This window comes from Streptomyces sp. NPDC056628 (assembly GCF_042792555.1).
GTDB lineage: Bacteria > Actinomycetota > Actinomycetes > Streptomycetales > Streptomycetaceae > Streptomyces.
In genome coordinates this window covers 54,226-70,102 of sequence record NZ_JBHTWG010000036.1, presented here as the reverse complement: position 1 = coordinate 70,102, position 15,877 = coordinate 54,226, and the positions used below count along the sequence as shown (strand labels likewise).

Here is a 15,877-nt window from a genome sequence, read left to right as displayed (position 1 = left end):
TACGCGGACGACCCTCCGCCTTGCGATGCACCGCGCCAGACGCCGCGGACCCCGCCCTTCGGGCGGACGACGCTACTTTCGAAACACGCCCTAGCCCGGCGGTGGCTCCATCTCGCCTTCCCGCACGGGACGGTCGGCCCGGGAGCGCGCGGCACCGCGCGCCGCGGCAGCACGAAGGGCCCGGACCGGTGTTCCCGGTCCGGGCCCTTCGCCGATGCGTCACCGTGTCAGGTGCCGCCGTGGGGCGTCGTCACCCTCAACGGGCGTGCCGCCTGGTGCGCATGAGCACCACGAACCCGGCGATCAGCAGGACCGCGCCGCCCGCGGCGGGCCAGAGCGAGGTGCCGGTCTCGGCGAGGTCGCCGCCGACCGCCTGCGCCCGCGCACCGCCCGTGAGGGAGTCGGTGTCGCTCGTCGGGGCCTGGGTCTGCGCCGGGGTGCCGATGGCCTCCGCCTCGTCGTCGCCCGAGTCGTTCCCGGCGTCCGGCAGGCCGCTGGACTTCGGCGCCACCGTGCTGGACACGGTCGGCTCGTCGTCCTGGCCGGTGCCGGCATCGCCGTCATCTCCCGTGCCCGCGCCGCCCTTTCCGCCGTCGGCGTCGCCGTTGTCGTTCTCGCCGCCGTCATTCTTGCCGTCGTCGGGCTGGCCGGTCTGCGGGGCGTCGGTCGTGGGGGCCTCCGTGGCGGGCGGCTCCGTCTGGTCATCGCCGTTGCCACCGCCGTTGCCGCCGCCGTTGTCGGCCGGCGGGGTGGTGGGAGCCTCGGTCGGCTCCTCCTGGCCCCCGTCGCCGCCCCCGTTGCCGCCCTCGTCGGCGCCGACGCCGCAGGTGCGGCCGGCGTTGATGCAGTCGACCATCTCGTTCATCAGCTTCTCGTCGAAGACGTTGATGAAGTCGCCGTGGTCGGTGACGGGCTTGTGCAGCTGCTCCGGGAAGGAGTCCACCGCGAACAGCGGGGTGGTCTTGCCGCCGTCCTGGAGGCTGGGCGCGTCGACGTCGTACACGATCCGCTGCACGAGCTGCGGGATGGCCTTGAAGCCGTTCGCGCAGCTGCCGTCGGCCGCGGCGAACGCCACATGGGTGCGGTGGTTGGCGCTGTCGATGTTCTGGCCGTCCCAGCAGCTCTGGAACTTGAAGGTGCGCACCACGTCACTGCCCTTCGGGCACAGCGGGTACTTGTCCTTCAGCTGCCGGTTCTCGAACCCGGTGCAGCTCCAGGAGGCGTTGGCGTTGGCCGGGCCGTTGACGAACGCCTTGGCGTCGCCGGTGATGATGCGCAGCAGGCGCGGCATCTCGGTGACCTTGCTCTGCGGGTTGCCCACGAAGTTCAGCGTCACCTCCTTGGCCCGGACGATCTCGCCGGCATTGCCCTCGATGCCGCCGCCGGGCTTGTTCGCGTCCTGCTCCTGCGTGCCGTTCTGCAGGCGCAGCACCGGCCAGTAGTACGTGGACTTGTCGCTCTGGTCCACGCAGCTGGTCTTGGCGTTGGCCAGATCCTCGTCGCTCGCGAAGGCGCTGTTGGACTGGTTGCCGATGTAGTCGTGGAAGTGGTGGGCGCCGTTGGAGACGCCGGGGGCCACGATCACGTTGTCCGAGTTGAACAGCCCGTTCTCGTTGACGCCGCAGCTGGTGGCGAAGGTCCCGCGGGAGCCGCCCTCGCGTACGGCGGGCTTGGAGACGTTGGGCTGGACGGACTTGATGTCCACGTAGTCCTCGGCGACGGGCCCGTTGCCGGCCTGACCGCCGTTGCCGTTCTGGCCGTTCTGGCCGTTGTCGCCGTTCCCGGCGTTCTGGTCGCCGCCGCCACCCTGCTGGCCGCCCTGTCCGGCGTCGCCCTGGCCGTCGCCCGTGGCCTGGGCGCCCTCGCCCGCCTGGCCGGCGGGGGCGCTGCTCTCGGGGGCGCGCAGGGTGCAGGCGGCGAGGGCGTCCAAGCCCTCGGGCCGGTCGCCCTGGCGATCCACGGCGATGGCGATCCGCTCGATCGTCGCGGCGCGCTTCTCCTTCAGCGGATTCATGATCGCGTTGTCGGCGAAGGCCGCGTCCTGCTCGATGGCCTGCCCCGCGTTCATCAGACGCTGGTAGGCATCGGCGATCTGCTGGTCCAGGAGGGCGAGTTCCTTGGCGACGTCCTCCTTCGCCCCCTCCGGCACGTTCGTCAGCTTGGTGCCGACGTCGGGGCAGTCGATCGTGCCGGCCGGGGTGGACAGCGTCTGGGCGGGGTCGGTTCCGCCCTCCTCGGTGGCCGAGGCATAGACATTGGCCGCGACGAGGCCGCCACCACCCAACATCAGCGCGACCGCTGCAAAGGTCGCGCGCCGTGCGCCCGTGGGGCGTCTCCGCGTGCTGCGTCCCAAGGAATTACTCCATCGCCTCGTGATCGGTCAGGGCATGAAAATCCCCCTGCTCTCATACGGAGGCGATCCCAGGTGTGTTCAACCGCATCGGAAATTCTCACAAGTTTCTCAGTGCCCGACGGTTTGAAACGCTCCGGCCTGCGTAAACACAGCTGACCCGAGGGTGAGTCGGTCAGGGCATGAGACCCGCGGCGAGCGTGGCGCCGAGCTCCCAGCACGCCTCGATGTCGCTCTTGGCGGGCTCGCCCGTCACCGTCACCGGACGGACCGCGGGCTGCCAGCCGAGTCCGGTCGTGATGGTGGTCACGGCCCGCAGGGCGCCGGTGACGTCGCTGCCGCCGTGCACGTAGTGCCCGAACGGGCGGCCGCGGGTGGCGTCGAGGCACGGGTAGTAGATCTGGTCGAAGAAGTGCTTCAGGGCACCGGAGATATAGCCGAGGTTGGCGGGTGTGCCCAGGAGGTAGGCGTCGGCGGCGAGCACGTCGGAGGCGGTGGCGGACAGCGCCGGGCGGCGTACGACGTCGACGCCCTCGATCTCCGGCGCGGTGGCACCGGAGACGACGGCCTCCAGCAGAGCCTGGCAGTTGGGCGACGGCGTGTGATGGACGATCAGCAAGGTGGGCACGACCGCACCCTGCCCCCGGGGTGCCGGTCCGCGCAAGCGCCGCGCCCGGTGCCGGGCGTCGCTCAGCCGGCGGTGGCGTGCACGCGCGCGATGGCCGAGGACAGCTGCGCCCGGAGCGCGGCGGGCAGGGGCGTGCCACCCCGGGCGGACTCGACGAGGTCCTCGGCGAGAGTGTGCGGCTCGGCGGCGGCGCTCTCGGCGGCCGAGACGAGCACCGCCCAGGCGTCCTGGGGGCCCAGGCCGTAGTAGGCCATGAGGATGCCCCGTGCGAGGTCGACGGTGGGCCGTGTGCGCATGACCCGCCGCAGTTCGGCGAGTTCGGCCCGCAGATCCTGGTCGGTCCGGTCCGGGACTTCCCCGTGCCGGCCCTGCCGGCCGGTGGCGTCGGCGCCCTCCGGGTCCGGGCCGGTGAAGAGGTCGCGGGTGCTGGTCAGGGCGAGCAGCCGGTCGACCATGGGGCTGCCGCCGAGGAGCGCGACGGTCTTGCCGTCGGCCAGGGCCTGCCGGCGCGCCGCCAGGAGGATGTTGAGCGCGGCGCAGTCGCAGAAGGTGACGCCGCGCAGGTCGACATCGACACCGCGCACCGAGCGGTGCAGGGCCTCGCGCAGGATCCGGTCGAACCGGTGCCCCGTGTCGAGGTCCAGCTCGCCGCGGACGACCACCTTCGTGCGGTCGCCCTCCGGGCACAGGGCCGCCACCAGGGGAAGCGGCGGATTCACCACCGGCGCCTCCGCCGGCACGCGGTCGCCTGCGGCAGAAAGGTGTACCGACGCGAGCTCGGGCATGTCCGCCTCTCTCTCAGTTCTCCCCGTCCCGCGTACAGCTTGAACCCGAACCGCGGTACACGTCAACTGATACATGAAACGCAGTACGTGTTTTGATATACGTGAATGCTCAGTCGTACGCTAGGGCCATGGATGCAGTCCCTGAGCCGCACACCGGGTGGACGTTCCTCACCAATCACGCACGCGTGCTGGCGACGATCGCCGACAATCCGGATGTACGGATCCGGCACATCGCGGCGCACTGCCTGCTCACCGAACGCGCTGTCCAGAAGATCATCTCGGAGCTGGAGCGGGACGGTTATCTGTCCCACAAGCGTGAGGGACGCACCAACACCTACCGGATCGAGCCGGGCAAGCTGCTGCGGCACCCCGCCGAGGCGGGGCTGCCGGTGGCGGCCCTGATCGGTCTGCTCGTCCAGGACCAGGAACAGCGCGACACCGCGTCCGAGCGGCTGCGGGCGACGCGCTCGCCCATCCAGGTGGAGGGTTCGTCCGTCCAGACCGAGAGCGGCTGACGGACGCCAGGGGAGGCCCGGCGGCCGCTCAGCAGAGGACGCGCAGGGCGCCCGGCAGGACCCTGACGGTGACCGGGAGCGTGGCGTCCACCTCGCCGTCCGCGCCGTAGGGCACGTCCCGGTCGGCGGTGATCCTTATCTCCTTGCCCCGCAGGATCTCCACCTCGGGACGGCGCACGTGCGCGCCCGTCTTGAGCTCGTTCATCAGGGCGAAGAACAGCCGGCGCGGCGCCTCGCGGATCATCACGACGTCGAGGAGTCCGTCGTCGACGCGCGCGTCCGGGGCGATGCGGCGGCCGGAGCCGTAGTAGCCGGAGTTGGCGGCCACGACGGTGTAGCCGACGTGCAGGTGCTCGCGGCCGTCGACGGTGACCCGGTAGCGGGCGGGGCGCCAGGTCGTGACGGCGCGCAGGCCGCCCGCGTAGTAGGACGCGGCGCCGCGCAGCAGGGTGGCGTGGTTGGCGTGCCGGTTCGCGAGCGCGTCCACCCCGGCGTACACGCTGCCGAGGACGACCGTGCGCGGGTGGACGGCCGACTCGACCTCGATGGTGTCGACCGCGCGGGGCTCGTGGTCCAGCAGCACCCGGGCGAGGGCCTCCGGCTCCGTGGGCAGGCCGAGGGCACGGGCGAAGTCGTTGCCCCGGCCGGCGGGGACGAGTCCGAGCAGGGCGTCGGTACCGCTGAGGGCGCCGCCGACACCGCCGGCCATGCCGTCGCCGCCCACGGCGAGCACCACCCGCCCGCGCTCCCCGGCGTCCCGGGCGAGTTCCTGGGCGTGCGTCAGGCTGCGGCTGTACAGGGTCTCCAGGCCGGCCCCGGCCTCCCGCAGCGGCCGGGCCACGTCCAGCAGCGCGGCAGCCGCGGCGGAACCGCCCGCCGTGGGGTTGACGATGGCGGTGAACTGTCGCATCGGTGTGCCTTTCGGGCCGGCGGTCAGGAGCCGCCAGAGGCGGGAGGTGGAGGGGAATGTACCGGGGTGGTGCGCGGGCGCGTCAGTCGAGGGGCAGCAGGACGCCCGCGTTGAGCAGGCCCGACGGGTCCAGTCGGCGCTTGACGGCACGCAGCGCCTCGACGCCGAGGACCCCGGCCTCACGGACGTACCAGTCGCGGTGGTCCGTCCCCACGCCGTGGTGGTGGGTGATCGTGCCGCCGGCCGCGAGGATCGCGTCGTTGGCGGCGCGCTTGGCCCGGTCCCAGTGGGACAGGGGGTCGTCGCCCCGTGCCGAGACGACGGTGAAGTACAGGGAGGCGCCGTTCTCGTACACGTGGGAGATGTGGCACATCACCAGTGGCGGGGTGCCGGCCCCCGTGAGGGTGCCGGTGAGGGCGTCGCGGACGGCGGCGTAGAGGCCGGGGAGGGACGACCAGAACGTGGCCGTCTCCAGCGTCTCGGCGAAGGCCCCGGCGTCCAGCAGGGAGTCCCGCAGATAGGGGGCGGAGTAGCGGCCGTGCGCCCAGCGCCGGCCCGGCTCCTCGCCGAGGGGTGTGCCGCCGCAGGCGCGCAGGACGGCCGCGGCCTGCTCGCGCCGGTGGGCGGTGTCCTCCTCGGTGCCCTCGTAACCGGTGATCGCCAGGCAGCCCGCGTCCTGCGGGAGGGAGCCGCCGATCGCGTCGGGCTGGGCGAGGCCGACCAGGGTCTCGGTCTCGTCCGACAGCCGCAGCACGGTCGGGCGCGGGCCGTCCTGCGCGAGGCGGCGCAGCGCCGCGGCGCCCTCCTCGAAGGAGGCGAACCGCCAGCCCTCGTACCCGCGGACCTGCGGGACGGGCCGGATCCGGACGGTCACGGACGTGATGACGCCGAACGCGCCCTCCGAGCCGAGCAGGAGCTGGCGCAGGTCGGGGCCGGCCGCCGAGCGCGGGGCGCGGCCGGTGTCGAGGGTGCCCTCGGGGGTGGCGGCGGTCAGGCCGAGGACCATCTCGTCGAAGCGCCCGTACCCGGCGGACGCCTGGCCGCTGGAGCGGGTGGCGGCGAAGCCGCCGATGGTGGCCCACTCGTAGGACTGGGGGAAGTGGCCCAGCGTGAAGCCGTGTTCGGCGAGCAGCGCCTCGGCCTGCGGGGCGCGCAGGCCGGGTTGCAGGGTGGCGGTGCGGGAGACGGGGTCGAGGGCGAGCATCCGGTCCATGCGGCGCAGGTCCAGGGCGACGAAGGGGCGCAGGCCGGCGGGCGCGAGGCCGCCGACGACGGAGGTGCCGCCGCCGAACGGGACGACGGGCAGGCCGTGTTCGGCGCAGGCCCGCAGGACCGCGACCACCTCGTCGTGATCGGCGGGCAGCACGACGGCGGCGGGGATGTCGCCGTCGACCTGGCCGTCGCGGATGCGCAGCAGGTCGGGGGTGGACTTGCCCCGGGTGTGCCGGACGCGCGCCTCGGCGTCCGTGCGGACGTGCTCCGCGCCGCCGGCCGCGGCCGCCAGGGCCTGGAGCGCGGCGGGTTCGAGCCCCGGCTCGGGTACGGCGATGTCCGCGAGGGCGACCGGCGCGGTGCCGCGCGGCTTGACGCCGAGCAGGTCGCGCAGCAGCCCGGTCACGGTCTCGGGCAGCGGTGCCGCCTTGGCGGGGTCGCCCCAGCCACTCCACAGCATGTCCATCGGCTGTCGTCCTCACGGGGTCGAGTCGGGCGATGCCGTGTCCCGGACGGCCTCGCAGGCGTTACACTGTGACACATGACGCCTATTCGTCACAACCACTCGGACGGCGACGCGGTCCTCGACGCGGTGCGGGACTGCGTCCTCGCCGTCGGAGTCCGCCGTACGACGATGACCGACGTGGCCCGCCGCGCCGGGGTCTCCCGGATGACGCTGTACAGGCGCTGGCCCGACGTGCGCTCCCTGGTCGGGGACCTGATGACCCGTGAGTGGGTCGCGGCCGCCACCGGCGCCATGCCCGAACGGCGGCCCGGGACCCTCACCCGCGACCTGATCGCCGATGGACTGGTCGCCGGAGTGGCCGCGTTCCGGGCGCACCCGCTCTTCCACAAGATCCTCGACGTCGATCCGGAACTGCTCCTGCCGTACGTCCTCGACCGGCGCGGCGCGAGCCAGGAGGCGCTGCTCGCCCAGCTCGCCGACGTGCTGCGCGAGGGCCACGCCGACGGGTCGGTGCGGCAGGGGCACGTCGAACGGCAGGCGCGGGCCCTGCTGCTGATCGTGCAGTCCTTCGCCCTGTCCCTGCGGACCATGACCGACGCGGACGACACCGAGCTGAACGGCGACGCCTTCCTGGCGGAGCTGCACGGCATCCTCGAGAGGACCCTGACGCCATGAGCACCGTCACTCCCCCGCCCGGCGGGGCGTCGCTGTCCGCCGCCCGGCGCGCCCGCGAGCTCGCCGCGACCGTCGGCGGTCCGGCCGTCGACGTCCTGGTCGTCGGGCTCGGCGCGACCGGCGCGGGCGCCGCCCTGGACGCCGCCTCCCGCGGTCTCACCGTCGCCGCGATCGACGCGCACGACCTCGCCTTCGGGACCTCGCGTTTCAGCAGCAAGCTCATCCACGGCGGGCTGCGCTACCTCGCCTCGGGCCAGTTCGACGTCGCCCACGAGAGCGCGGTCGAGCGCGGGGTGCTGATGGAGCGCACGGCACCGCACCTGGTGCGGGCCCAGCCCTTCGTGCTGCCCCTGACCCCGCTGGTCTCCCGCGCCCAGTCCGCGCTGGCCTGGGCCGGCTTCCGGGCCGGCGACACGCTGCGCCTCGCGGCGCGCACCGCCCGCACCACCCTGCCCGCCCCGCGCCGCCTCTCCGCGGTCGAGACCCGGCACCTCGCCCCCGCCCTGCGCACCCAGGGCCTGCGCGGCGGTCTGCTGTCCTGGGACGGCCGCCTCACCGACGACGCCCGGCTGGTCACCGCCGTGGCCCGCACCGCCGCCGGGCACGGCGCCCGTGTCCTGACCCGGGTCCGGGCCCTGGAGCTCGGCGCGTCCGGAGCCCGCGTCCGTGACGAACTGACCGGTGAGGAGGGCGAGATCAGGGCCCGCGTCGTCATCAACGCCACCGGCGTCTGGGCGGACGGCTTGGTGGAGGGCATCCGCATCCGCCCCTCACGCGGCACGCACCTCGTGCTGCGCTCCGAGCGCCTGGGGCCGCTGCCGGCCGGACTGCACGTGCCCGTCCCCGGGGCGGCCAACCGCTTCGTGCTGGTCCTGCCGCAGGGCGACGGCCGCGTGTACGTCGGCCTCACCGACGAACCCGTCGAGGGCCCCGTCCCCGACGTCCCCGAGGTGCCGGAGACCGACATCGGCTTCCTGCTCGACGTGCTCGGCTCCGTCCTCGACACGCCGGTCGGACGCGAGGACGTCGTCGGCGCGTTCGCCGGACTGCGCCCGCTGCTCGACACCGCCGCGGAGGGCGGCTCCGGAGCCGCCCGCACCGCCGACGTCTCCCGCCGGCACGCGGTCCTCACCTCGTCCGAGGGCGTGATCACGGTGGTCGGCGGCAAGCTCACCACCTACCGGCGGATGGCCGAGGACGCCGTCGACGCCGCCGTGGCCACCGGCCGGGTCGGCGCCGGGCCCTCCCCCACCGCCTCGCTCCCGCTCGTCGGGGCCGCGTCGCCCACCGCCCTCGCGGCCGTCAGGGCGCCGCGCCGCCTCGTCCAGCGCTACGGCACCGAGGCCGCGGCCGTCGCGGCGCCGGGCGCCCGGGACCCGCGGCTGAACGAGCCGGTGCTGCCCGGGCACCCGGTCACGGCCGCCGAACTGCTGTGGGCGGTACGCCACGAGGGCGCTCTGGACGCGTCCGACCTGCTCGACCGGCGCACCCGCGTCGGCCTGGTCCCGGCCGACCGGACGGCCGCCCTGGACGCCGTGCGCGAGGTCTTGGGCGAGGAGGCCCCGGCAGGGGCCGGCGAGGGCTGACCCCGGGCCGGGGGCGATAGCGGCGGAGGGCCGGGCTCAGCGGCGCCGGAACCTCCACACATGGTTGTCCCGGTGACCCTCCACTCCCTCGGGGGACCTGTGCGGGCCGCGTACCGTCTCCCGGGTCAGGACCGTCCACTCCGTCCCGGGCAGCGCCAGGTCCTCGTCGACGCTGTCCAAGGTCGGGAACTCCGCCTCGAAGGGCGGCTCGGTCTGCCAGGACGGCCAGCCCGCGTGCAGGACGATCAGCAGGGTGCCGCCGGGCGCCACGGCGTCGGCCGCCCGCCGCAGGACGAGGCGCTGGTCGAGCGGGACCGGAGACTGCAGGAACTGCGCGTTGACCAGGTCGAACGTGCCGCGCGGGAACGTCTGCCCGAGGACGTGCCGCTCCCACACCGTACGGTCGGCCACCCCGGCGTCGGCGGCGTGTCCGGCGGCCCGCTCCAGGGCCGTACGGGAGATGTCGACGCCGGTCACCCGCCAGCCGTGCGAGGCCAGCCACACCGCGTCGGCTCCCTCGCCGCAGCCGAGGTCGAGCGCGGTGCCCGGGGTCAGCCCCTCGGTCTCGCGGACGAGGAGGGCGTTGGGGCGGCCGCTCCACAGCGGGCCGCCGTCGCGGTACCGGGCCTCCCAGAACTCGGCGGCCGCCACGGCGTTCGTCTCGGTCACGGGTGCCTCCCGGTGCGTAGGAAAGGGGCGCGGTCGCGCTCCCCAAGCCTGCGGGGGCGGATTCCTGCGCGACAAACACCGTTGCCGTTTCGGCAAATCGGGGCGTGCGGACACCTCCTAGGGCGCCTCCAGCCAGAATCCCGCCCGGGTCCGCCAGAGGTCGAGGAGTGCCGTGTCGCCCCGGGTCGTCACGGCCGGAGCGGGACGGCGGTAGAAGTACAGGAGGAGGTCGGCCACCGGGCCGCGCGCGATCGCCACGGGGGCGCCGGACCCGGCCCGCAGGAGGGGCCGTTCGCCGCTGAGGTCGACGTGCCAGGTCCCCGCGTCGGTGGCCTCGAAGCGCAAGAGGCGGCCGGGGCCGAGCAGTTCGGGCAGGTCCGGCCGGGGCGCGTACGCCTCGGGGAACGTGGAGAACTCCAGCCACTCCTCCACCGCGTCGGCGGCGAGGCCGGCGTCGAGCGTGAACGGCACCCCGGTCGCCAGCGCCGCGTCGGCCCGGTGCACGGCGGTCTCGTACGCCATCCGCCGGGCCCAGAACCGTACGGGCGCCGGCCGGTCCGCCGACGGGTTCCACGCGAGGGCGTCGGGTCCCGCGGCGCGCAGGGTCGCGCTCAGGCGCGCCGCGCCCTCGGTGAGCCACGGCAGCAAAGTGGACGTGTCCGCCCGCGGGTCCGCGCGGGGGTCGTCGACGAGGTCGTCCGCGACGGGTTCGGCGGCCCGGGTCCGTACGATCCCCTCGGCCCACCGGTGGTCGCCGCCGACGTGCCGCAGGAGCTGCCCGAGGGTCCAGCCGGGGCATGTGTGCACCGGGGCGGAGAGGTCGGCGCCGCGCACGTGGGCGGTGAGCCGTTCGGTCTGCGTGACGATCTCGTCGCAGTGGTGCTCGAAGGCCGGCGGAGTCATCGCCTCATGATGCCGCGGGGCCGCCGGGCCGCCCGTCCGGCGGCTCGGCTACTGTGAGCCGGCTGATCAGGAGCGGGTGGGGAGAGACCATGCGGGTGGGGGCGGGACGAATGCGGCGCGGGGTGGCCCGGGCGGCCTTGCTGGGCGCGGTGCTGACGGGCTGTTCGGGAGCCTCCGGCGAGGAGCCGGAGAGCCGGGCGAGCGCGTCGGCCGAGGCGTCCGGCGCCGGGTCGGCGGCGGCGAAGCGCGGCGGGAGCGTCGGCGCCGCCGGGTCGGCCTGCGAGCTCCCGGTGACCTTCGACGTCGCCGCGTCCTGGAAGCCGAAGGCCGTCGACACGGAGCCCGCCGGAGGCGACGACGAGCTGACCCGGGAGCTCGCCGACGCCCTGCTGCACCAGGGCCCGGTCACCGCGGCCTGTGAGGTCGACGCCAAGCCGGCCGGCCACATCGGCTTCCTGCGCGTCTGGACGGGCGAGCCGGGCGACTCCGGCGCGCGTTCCGTGCTGGAGGAGTTCGTCGCGGCGGAGGAGGGCGCCGGGCACGCGGCGTACCGCACCTTCGAGGCGGCGGACGGCGTCACGGGTGCCGAGGTGACGTACCGGTACACCAGTGAGGCCCTGGGCGAGACGAAGGAGGAGCGGGCGCTGGCCGTCACCACGCGGCGCGGCCCGGTCGTCCTCCACCTCGGCGGACTGGACACGGAGGAGCACCGGGCGATGCTGCCGGCCTACGAGCTGGCCAAGCGGACCCTGCGCGTCGGCTGACGGCCGGGGCCCCCGCGCCCGTTCAGCTGCCGCCCGTGAGGAAGCGGTCGAGGACGGCGGTCAGTTCGGCCGGCTTCTCCACGGGCAGTTCGTGACCGGCGTCCAGCACCCGGACCACCGCGTCCGGGTACGCCGTGGCCAGGCGCAGCATCGGCCCGAGCGGCAGCTGGACGTCGTGGTAGCCGTGCACCATCAGGGTCGGCGCCTGGATCGTGCCGAGCCGGTCGGAGACGTCGAAGGCGCGCATGGCGTCGTACAGCGTCATGACGACCTCGCGGGGGGTGCCGGCGGAGGCGCGGATGTAGGCGCGGACCTCCTCGCGCGGGTAGCCGGGGGCGAAGGCGCGCTGGATGTTCGCCGCGACGAACAGCTTGAACGGCACGAGGGTCGAGGCCGCCATCAGCAGGGCCCGGCCGCGGCTGTAGGCCATCTTGCCGATGGAGTTGACCAGCACCATGCGTGCCACCCGCTCCGGGTGCGACAGCGCGATGGTCTGGGCGATCATGCCGCCCATCGAGTGGCCGACGATCACGAACCGCTCGATCTTCAGATGGTCCAGGAGGGCGAGGACGTCGGCGGCGAGGTCGTCGATGCTGCGCGCTCCCGCCCCGCTGCTCTCGCCGTGTCCGCGCAGGTCGAGCCGGACGACCCGGCGCGTCGCGGAGAAGTGGGCCGTCTGGTGGTCCCAGCGGTGCCGGTTCGCCGTCCAGCCGTGCACGAACACCAGGGGCACACCCTCGCCGTCGCGGGGGCCCTCGTCGTCGTACGTCAGGGTGGCGCCGTCGACTTCGAGCTGCGGCATGGAGGCCTCCTGGGGAGCGAGCCGGTTACTGACCGGTACGGTATCCGGCCGTGCGGCCCGCCGTCACCGGCGTTCGCCGAGGAAGTCGAGGATGTGGCCGAACACGTCGAGGGCCGCTCCCCGGCCGAGGAACGTGTCCAGGTGCCCGTAGCCCGGGATCTCGGTGTAGCGCACGTCCAGCTCGGGCCGGCGGCGGGCCAACACGTCGTGGCACAGCTTCTGCGAGTCGAGCCACAGCCCGTTCTCGCTGCCGGACAGGAGCAGCACGGGGGTGTCGATGCGGTCGGCGGCGTCCAGGGCGTTCTCCGGCAGGGCGCGGTAGCGGTGGTCGGTGTCGTGCCAGCGGACGACCGTACGGGCCAGTTCGATCCGGCGCAGGTGCGGCAGGATCCACAGCGGGGCGGGACCGAGGAGTTCGGCCAGCCGGTCGTGCGTGGCGGCGGACAGGTGCTCGTGGACGAACAGGGAGGCGCCGGTGCCCCAGGCCGAGTGGTGCAGGATCTGGCAGGTGGGGTCGGGGCAGTCGGCCCCGCGCGAGGCGAGCGCGAACAGCGGGGTGTACTTCGACCACAGGCCGACCTTGCGGAAGTCGACCGGGATGTGGTCGACACGGGACTTCAGCAGCTCGCCCGCCAGGGTCATGCGCACAGAGGTGCGGCCCGCGAGCTTCGGCGTGAGGAAGACGCCCTGGGACACCACCCCGGCCAGCCCGGGCACCAGACCCGCCGTCATGCTCAGCGACAGCGTGAGGGAGCCGATGCAGTGGGCGACCACGAAGAGCGGCCGGTCACCGATCCGCGCCCGGATGTGGGAGACGGCCGCGGGGATGTCGTGCAGCGCCACGTCGTCGTACGTGTAGCGGCCGCCGGTCTCGTTGTACGGCAGCCGGCAGCTGCCCCGCCAGTCCAGCAGCCAGGGCTCGTAGCCGTCGTCCAGCAGGACGTCGACCAGATTGCGGGTCTCCGGCAGCAGGAACATGTCGGCGGAGGCGGTGTGCCCGTGCAGCAGCAGCACGGCGGGCCGGCCGCGCTCGCCGGGGTCCACGCGGGTCAGGCCCAGGCGCACCCCGTCGCCCGCCCGCAGCGGGATCTCCTCGACGGCGGCCGGGTCGAGGCGGTGCCGCAGGGGCCGGGGCGTCACGGTGCTGCGGACCCGGCGCAGGGCCGGCCGGGTCGTGCGGGAGGCGGTCGTGCGGAAGATCATCGGTGGTTCTCCGTGGGGTTCGGGGTGCGGCGCAGGTCGAGCAGGTCCGCGGCGGCCCGGGCGAAGGGACCGGCCAGGCCCCGGCTCATCTCCAGCCCGAACCAGGCGAGCCAGGTGAGCTTGGCGGCGCGCTTCTCCCGGCCGGTCAGGCGCGGGTCCACCCGGATGCCGTCGATCTGGTCGCGTACGTAGGTGTCGGCGGGGACGACGACCTCGCCCGCCAGGCTCGCCGGTTCGCCCTCCCGGCCCAGCTCCACCGTCAGGGTCCGGGTCTGCCGCCACAGGTCGCGGCGCGCGCGGGCGTACTTGTGCCCCTCCAGCCACCAGCGGCCCCCGTCGGCGTCGGTCAGCTCCAGGCGGTAGCGCAGCAGCGGGTGGCGCAGGCCGTGGCGGTGCGGGATGCCCTCCTCGGGGCGGACCCAGACGTCGCCGCGGGTCACGGTGAGCGGTGCGGGGTGCGCGGCCGGGCAGGTGACCTCGCCGCGGACGTCGACGCGCCGCTCCGTCACCAGCTGGTGCATGCTCGCCACGGACAGGGTCAGGGCCATCGAGCAGGGCCCGTCGGGGGCGGCCCCCACCGGGCCGACGCCGCCCTCGGTCGTCTCGGAGAACCACAGGTAGGGCTGGTCGTCCTTGTGCGGCAGCCGGGCCAGGCCGTCACCGGCGAGGCGTTCGAACGTCTTGAGCTGCGCCCGGGCGTCGTAGCGGGCGGCGGGCGGCAGGCCGAGCGCGTCGACGAGCGCGTCGGTGCGGTCGGCCGTGGCCGCCGGGCCCGTCAGGGTGGCCTCGCACAGCTTCAGGGCGGTCGGGCTGCGCAGCACCCGGGTCAGGAAGCCGAGTTCGGGGACGGGCTCGGCCTCCAGACGGGCGAGCGTGTCGGCGCGCCACTCCTCCCAGTCCCGCACGCGCACGTGCATCCCGCCGAAGGCCATGTCGCGTACGACGTCGTCGAGCGTGTTGGGGACGCCGGTGAGGTGGTAGTCGAATCCCCAGGCGTCCGGTTCGCAGATCGCGGCGACCGCGACCCGGCTGACCCAGTCGACCGGGGCGGCGTTGAGGTGCCGGAAGGCGGGGACCGAGCGGTACCGGGCGAACGCCGACAGCAGGCCGCTGCTGAGGTCCTGGGCGTTGTAGGCGCCGGTCCTGGTGTGCCCGCCGATCCCGCCGGGCCGCAGGGCCGTGACGACCAGGCCGTGGTCGCGGGCGCGGCGCAGGGCGACCTCGGCGGCCCACTTGGACTGGTCGTAGCCGGCGACGAGGCGGTCGATGTGCGCGAGCGGGTCGTCCTCGCCCATGGAGGGGATGCCGACCTCGTTGAAGACGGCGACGGAGGAGATGTGGTGCAGCGGCTTCGGGCGGCCGGTCGCGGCGAGTTCGGCCAGCGTGAGCGCGCCGAGCACGTTGCTCGCCCGCAGCGACGGGTAGCCGCGCAGGAAGTCCACGGCGGCGGCGACCGAGACGACGCTGTCCAGCTCCCCGGCGAGGCGGTCCCAGAGGTCGGGGGACAGGCCCAGGCGGGGTTCGCGGATGTCGCCCGGGAGGACGGTGATCCGCCGGCGGACCTCCGACGACCAGGGCAGCGCGTAGCCCTTGAGCGCCTCGCCCAGCCGGGCCAGGGCCGCCTCCTCGTCGGCGGCGCGGACCAGGCAGTACACATGGGCGTCGCTGTGCCGCAGCAGGTCCAGGAGCATATGGCTGCCGAGGAACCCGGTGGCACCGGTCAGCAGGACCCGGCGGGGCGGGGTGGGTTCGGGCGACCCGACGAACGGCAGCCGGTCGGCCAGGGAGAGGTCGGCGAGGATCTGCGCCAGGTCCTCGGGCCGGGCAACCGCGTCGGAGGGGCCGGCGGGAGACGGTACGGGGAGGGCGGGTGCCCGCGGTGCGGGGACGAGGAGTCCCGGCGCGGCGGTCCCGGCCTCGGTCGTCGCGTGGGGGGCGGACTCCTCCACGGCCGCCACGACCCCTGTGCTCCCAGCCGCGCGCCGGACCAGGCTGGCGGGCCGCGCGTCGGCGAACACCTCGTCCAGCTCGATCGTCAGGCCCAGGTCCGCCTCCAGCGCGGCGACCAGTTCGACCGCGTGCACGGAGGTGCCGCCGGCGTCGAAGAAGTCGGCGTCCGGCGGCAGATGACCGGCGGGGACGTAGCGGCCCGCCAGGGCGGCGACGGCAAGGACGAGGGCGGCCTCGTCGCGGGGCGCGGCGGAGGGCTCGGGGCCCGCGGGCGCCGCCGGGTGCGGCTGCCGCGCCTCCGGCGGCGGCTCGGCCCCGGGCGCGACCCTGGCCAGCAGGTCGGTCACCGAGAGGCCGATGCCGCCCCGCTCGATCGCCTCGGCGGTCGCCCGCCGGTCGGCGGGCGCCGGCCCGTTCTCGTTCACCTCACGCACCGAAGTTCACCTCACGCATGGAAGC

Annotated in this window: 14 protein-coding genes; 4 read left to right on the top strand and 10 right to left on the bottom strand. The window is 74.5% G+C overall.

What is annotated here, in order from left to right:
- Positions 1-256: 256 nt before the first annotated feature.
- From ACFRAC_RS30490 to ACFRAC_RS30480, 3 genes are all read right to left on the bottom strand, one after another.
- Entirely contained in the window at positions 257-2,287 is a 2,031-nt protein-coding gene (locus ACFRAC_RS30490; protein WP_382935241.1) for a DUF1996 domain-containing protein, read from the bottom strand.
- 238 nt (positions 2,288-2,525) lie between these two features.
- Complete coding sequence (locus tag ACFRAC_RS30485) at positions 2,526-2,978, bottom strand: flavodoxin family protein (protein ID WP_382935235.1); 453 nt, start codon at positions 2,976-2,978, stop codon at positions 2,526-2,528.
- Between the two features lie 62 nt (positions 2,979-3,040).
- On the bottom strand, positions 3,041-3,700 hold the full coding sequence (locus ACFRAC_RS30480) for an STAS domain-containing protein (RefSeq protein ID WP_382935231.1): 660 nt from the start codon (positions 3,698-3,700) through the stop codon (positions 3,041-3,043).
- A 191-nt stretch (positions 3,701-3,891) separates the two neighbouring features.
- Between ACFRAC_RS30480 and ACFRAC_RS30475 the strand changes: the two genes are divergently transcribed.
- Positions 3,892-4,278, top strand: a complete 387-nt coding sequence (locus ACFRAC_RS30475) for a helix-turn-helix transcriptional regulator (protein ID WP_382935227.1) — start codon at positions 3,892-3,894, stop codon at positions 4,276-4,278.
- A gap of 28 nt (positions 4,279-4,306) precedes the next feature.
- Here the strand turns inward: ACFRAC_RS30475 and ACFRAC_RS30470 are convergent, their stop codons facing one another.
- The gene (locus tag ACFRAC_RS30470) at positions 4,307-5,188 is read right to left on the bottom strand and encodes a YegS/Rv2252/BmrU family lipid kinase (protein ID WP_382935224.1); all 882 of its coding nucleotides are present in this window, start codon (positions 5,186-5,188) and stop codon (positions 4,307-4,309) included.
- Positions 5,189-5,270: 82 nt separating this feature from the next.
- The gene (locus tag ACFRAC_RS30465) at positions 5,271-6,866 is read right to left on the bottom strand and encodes an FAD-binding oxidoreductase (RefSeq protein ID WP_382935220.1); all 1,596 of its coding nucleotides are present in this window, start codon (positions 6,864-6,866) and stop codon (positions 5,271-5,273) included.
- Positions 6,867-6,941: 75 nt separating this feature from the next.
- Here ACFRAC_RS30465 and ACFRAC_RS30460 point away from each other — a divergent pair, with 75 nt between their 5' ends.
- Positions 6,942-7,541: a TetR/AcrR family transcriptional regulator gene (locus ACFRAC_RS30460; protein ID WP_382935217.1), complete on the top strand. Its 600-nt coding sequence runs from the start codon at positions 6,942-6,944 to the stop codon at positions 7,539-7,541.
- The gene (locus ACFRAC_RS30455; protein WP_382935214.1) at positions 7,538-9,127 is read left to right on the top strand and encodes a glycerol-3-phosphate dehydrogenase/oxidase; all 1,590 of its coding nucleotides are present in this window, start codon (positions 7,538-7,540) and stop codon (positions 9,125-9,127) included. Before ACFRAC_RS30460 ends, ACFRAC_RS30455 begins: the two co-directional genes overlap by 4 nt.
- 36 nt (positions 9,128-9,163) lie before the next feature.
- On the opposite strand, the gene ACFRAC_RS30450 is transcribed toward ACFRAC_RS30455, so the two are convergent.
- Positions 9,164-9,796, bottom strand: coding sequence for a class I SAM-dependent methyltransferase (locus ACFRAC_RS30450; protein ID WP_382935211.1), 633 nt, complete (start codon positions 9,794-9,796; stop codon positions 9,164-9,166).
- 117 nt (positions 9,797-9,913) lie between these two features.
- The gene (locus ACFRAC_RS30445) at positions 9,914-10,699 is read right to left on the bottom strand and encodes a maleylpyruvate isomerase family mycothiol-dependent enzyme (RefSeq protein WP_382935207.1); all 786 of its coding nucleotides are present in this window, start codon (positions 10,697-10,699) and stop codon (positions 9,914-9,916) included.
- An 89-nt stretch (positions 10,700-10,788) separates the two neighbouring features.
- Here ACFRAC_RS30445 and ACFRAC_RS30440 point away from each other — a divergent pair, with 89 nt between their 5' ends.
- Positions 10,789-11,463: a lipoprotein gene (locus ACFRAC_RS30440; RefSeq protein ID WP_382935203.1), complete on the top strand. Its 675-nt coding sequence runs from the start codon at positions 10,789-10,791 to the stop codon at positions 11,461-11,463.
- A 22-nt stretch (positions 11,464-11,485) separates the two neighbouring features.
- Here the strand turns inward: ACFRAC_RS30440 and ACFRAC_RS30435 are convergent, their stop codons facing one another.
- From ACFRAC_RS30435 to ACFRAC_RS30425, 3 genes are all read right to left on the bottom strand, one after another.
- Positions 11,486-12,265 (bottom strand): alpha/beta fold hydrolase, encoded by a 780-nt coding sequence (locus ACFRAC_RS30435; RefSeq protein ID WP_382935201.1) that lies wholly within the window; start codon positions 12,263-12,265, stop codon positions 11,486-11,488.
- Positions 12,266-12,328: 63 nt separating this feature from the next.
- A complete protein-coding gene (locus ACFRAC_RS30430) occupies positions 12,329-13,468 on the bottom strand; it encodes an alpha/beta hydrolase (protein WP_382935198.1) in 1,140 nt (379 codons plus the stop codon).
- Positions 13,465-15,852 (bottom strand): thioester reductase domain-containing protein, encoded by a 2,388-nt coding sequence (locus ACFRAC_RS30425; RefSeq protein ID WP_382935195.1) that lies wholly within the window; start codon positions 15,850-15,852, stop codon positions 13,465-13,467. Before ACFRAC_RS30425 ends, ACFRAC_RS30430 begins: the two co-directional genes overlap by 4 nt.
- Positions 15,853-15,877 lie beyond the last annotated feature (25 nt).

Bases quoted from the DNA above. Each gene is read 5' to 3' on its own strand.
- ACFRAC_RS30490 (WP_382935241.1), bottom strand. From the start codon at position 2,287: ATGTTGGGTGGTGGCGGCCTCGTCGCGGCCAATGTCTATGCCTCGGCC.
- ACFRAC_RS30475 (WP_382935227.1), top strand. From the start codon at position 3,892: ATGGATGCAGTCCCTGAGCCGCACACCGGGTGGACGTTCCTCACCAAT.
- ACFRAC_RS30470 (WP_382935224.1), bottom strand. From the start codon at position 5,188: ATGCGACAGTTCACCGCCATCGTCAACCCCACGGCGGGCGGTTCCGCC.
- ACFRAC_RS30465 (WP_382935220.1), bottom strand. From the start codon at position 6,866: ATGGACATGCTGTGGAGTGGCTGGGGCGACCCCGCCAAGGCGGCACCG.
- ACFRAC_RS30460 (WP_382935217.1), top strand. From the start codon at position 6,942: ATGACGCCTATTCGTCACAACCACTCGGACGGCGACGCGGTCCTCGAC.
- ACFRAC_RS30455 (WP_382935214.1), top strand. From the start codon at position 7,538: ATGAGCACCGTCACTCCCCCGCCCGGCGGGGCGTCGCTGTCCGCCGCC.
- ACFRAC_RS30445 (WP_382935207.1), bottom strand. From the start codon at position 10,699: ATGACTCCGCCGGCCTTCGAGCACCACTGCGACGAGATCGTCACGCAG.
- ACFRAC_RS30440 (WP_382935203.1), top strand. From the start codon at position 10,789: ATGCGGGTGGGGGCGGGACGAATGCGGCGCGGGGTGGCCCGGGCGGCC.
- ACFRAC_RS30435 (WP_382935201.1), bottom strand. From the start codon at position 12,265: ATGCCGCAGCTCGAAGTCGACGGCGCCACCCTGACGTACGACGACGAG.
- ACFRAC_RS30430 (WP_382935198.1), bottom strand. From the start codon at position 13,468: ATGATCTTCCGCACGACCGCCTCCCGCACGACCCGGCCGGCCCTGCGC.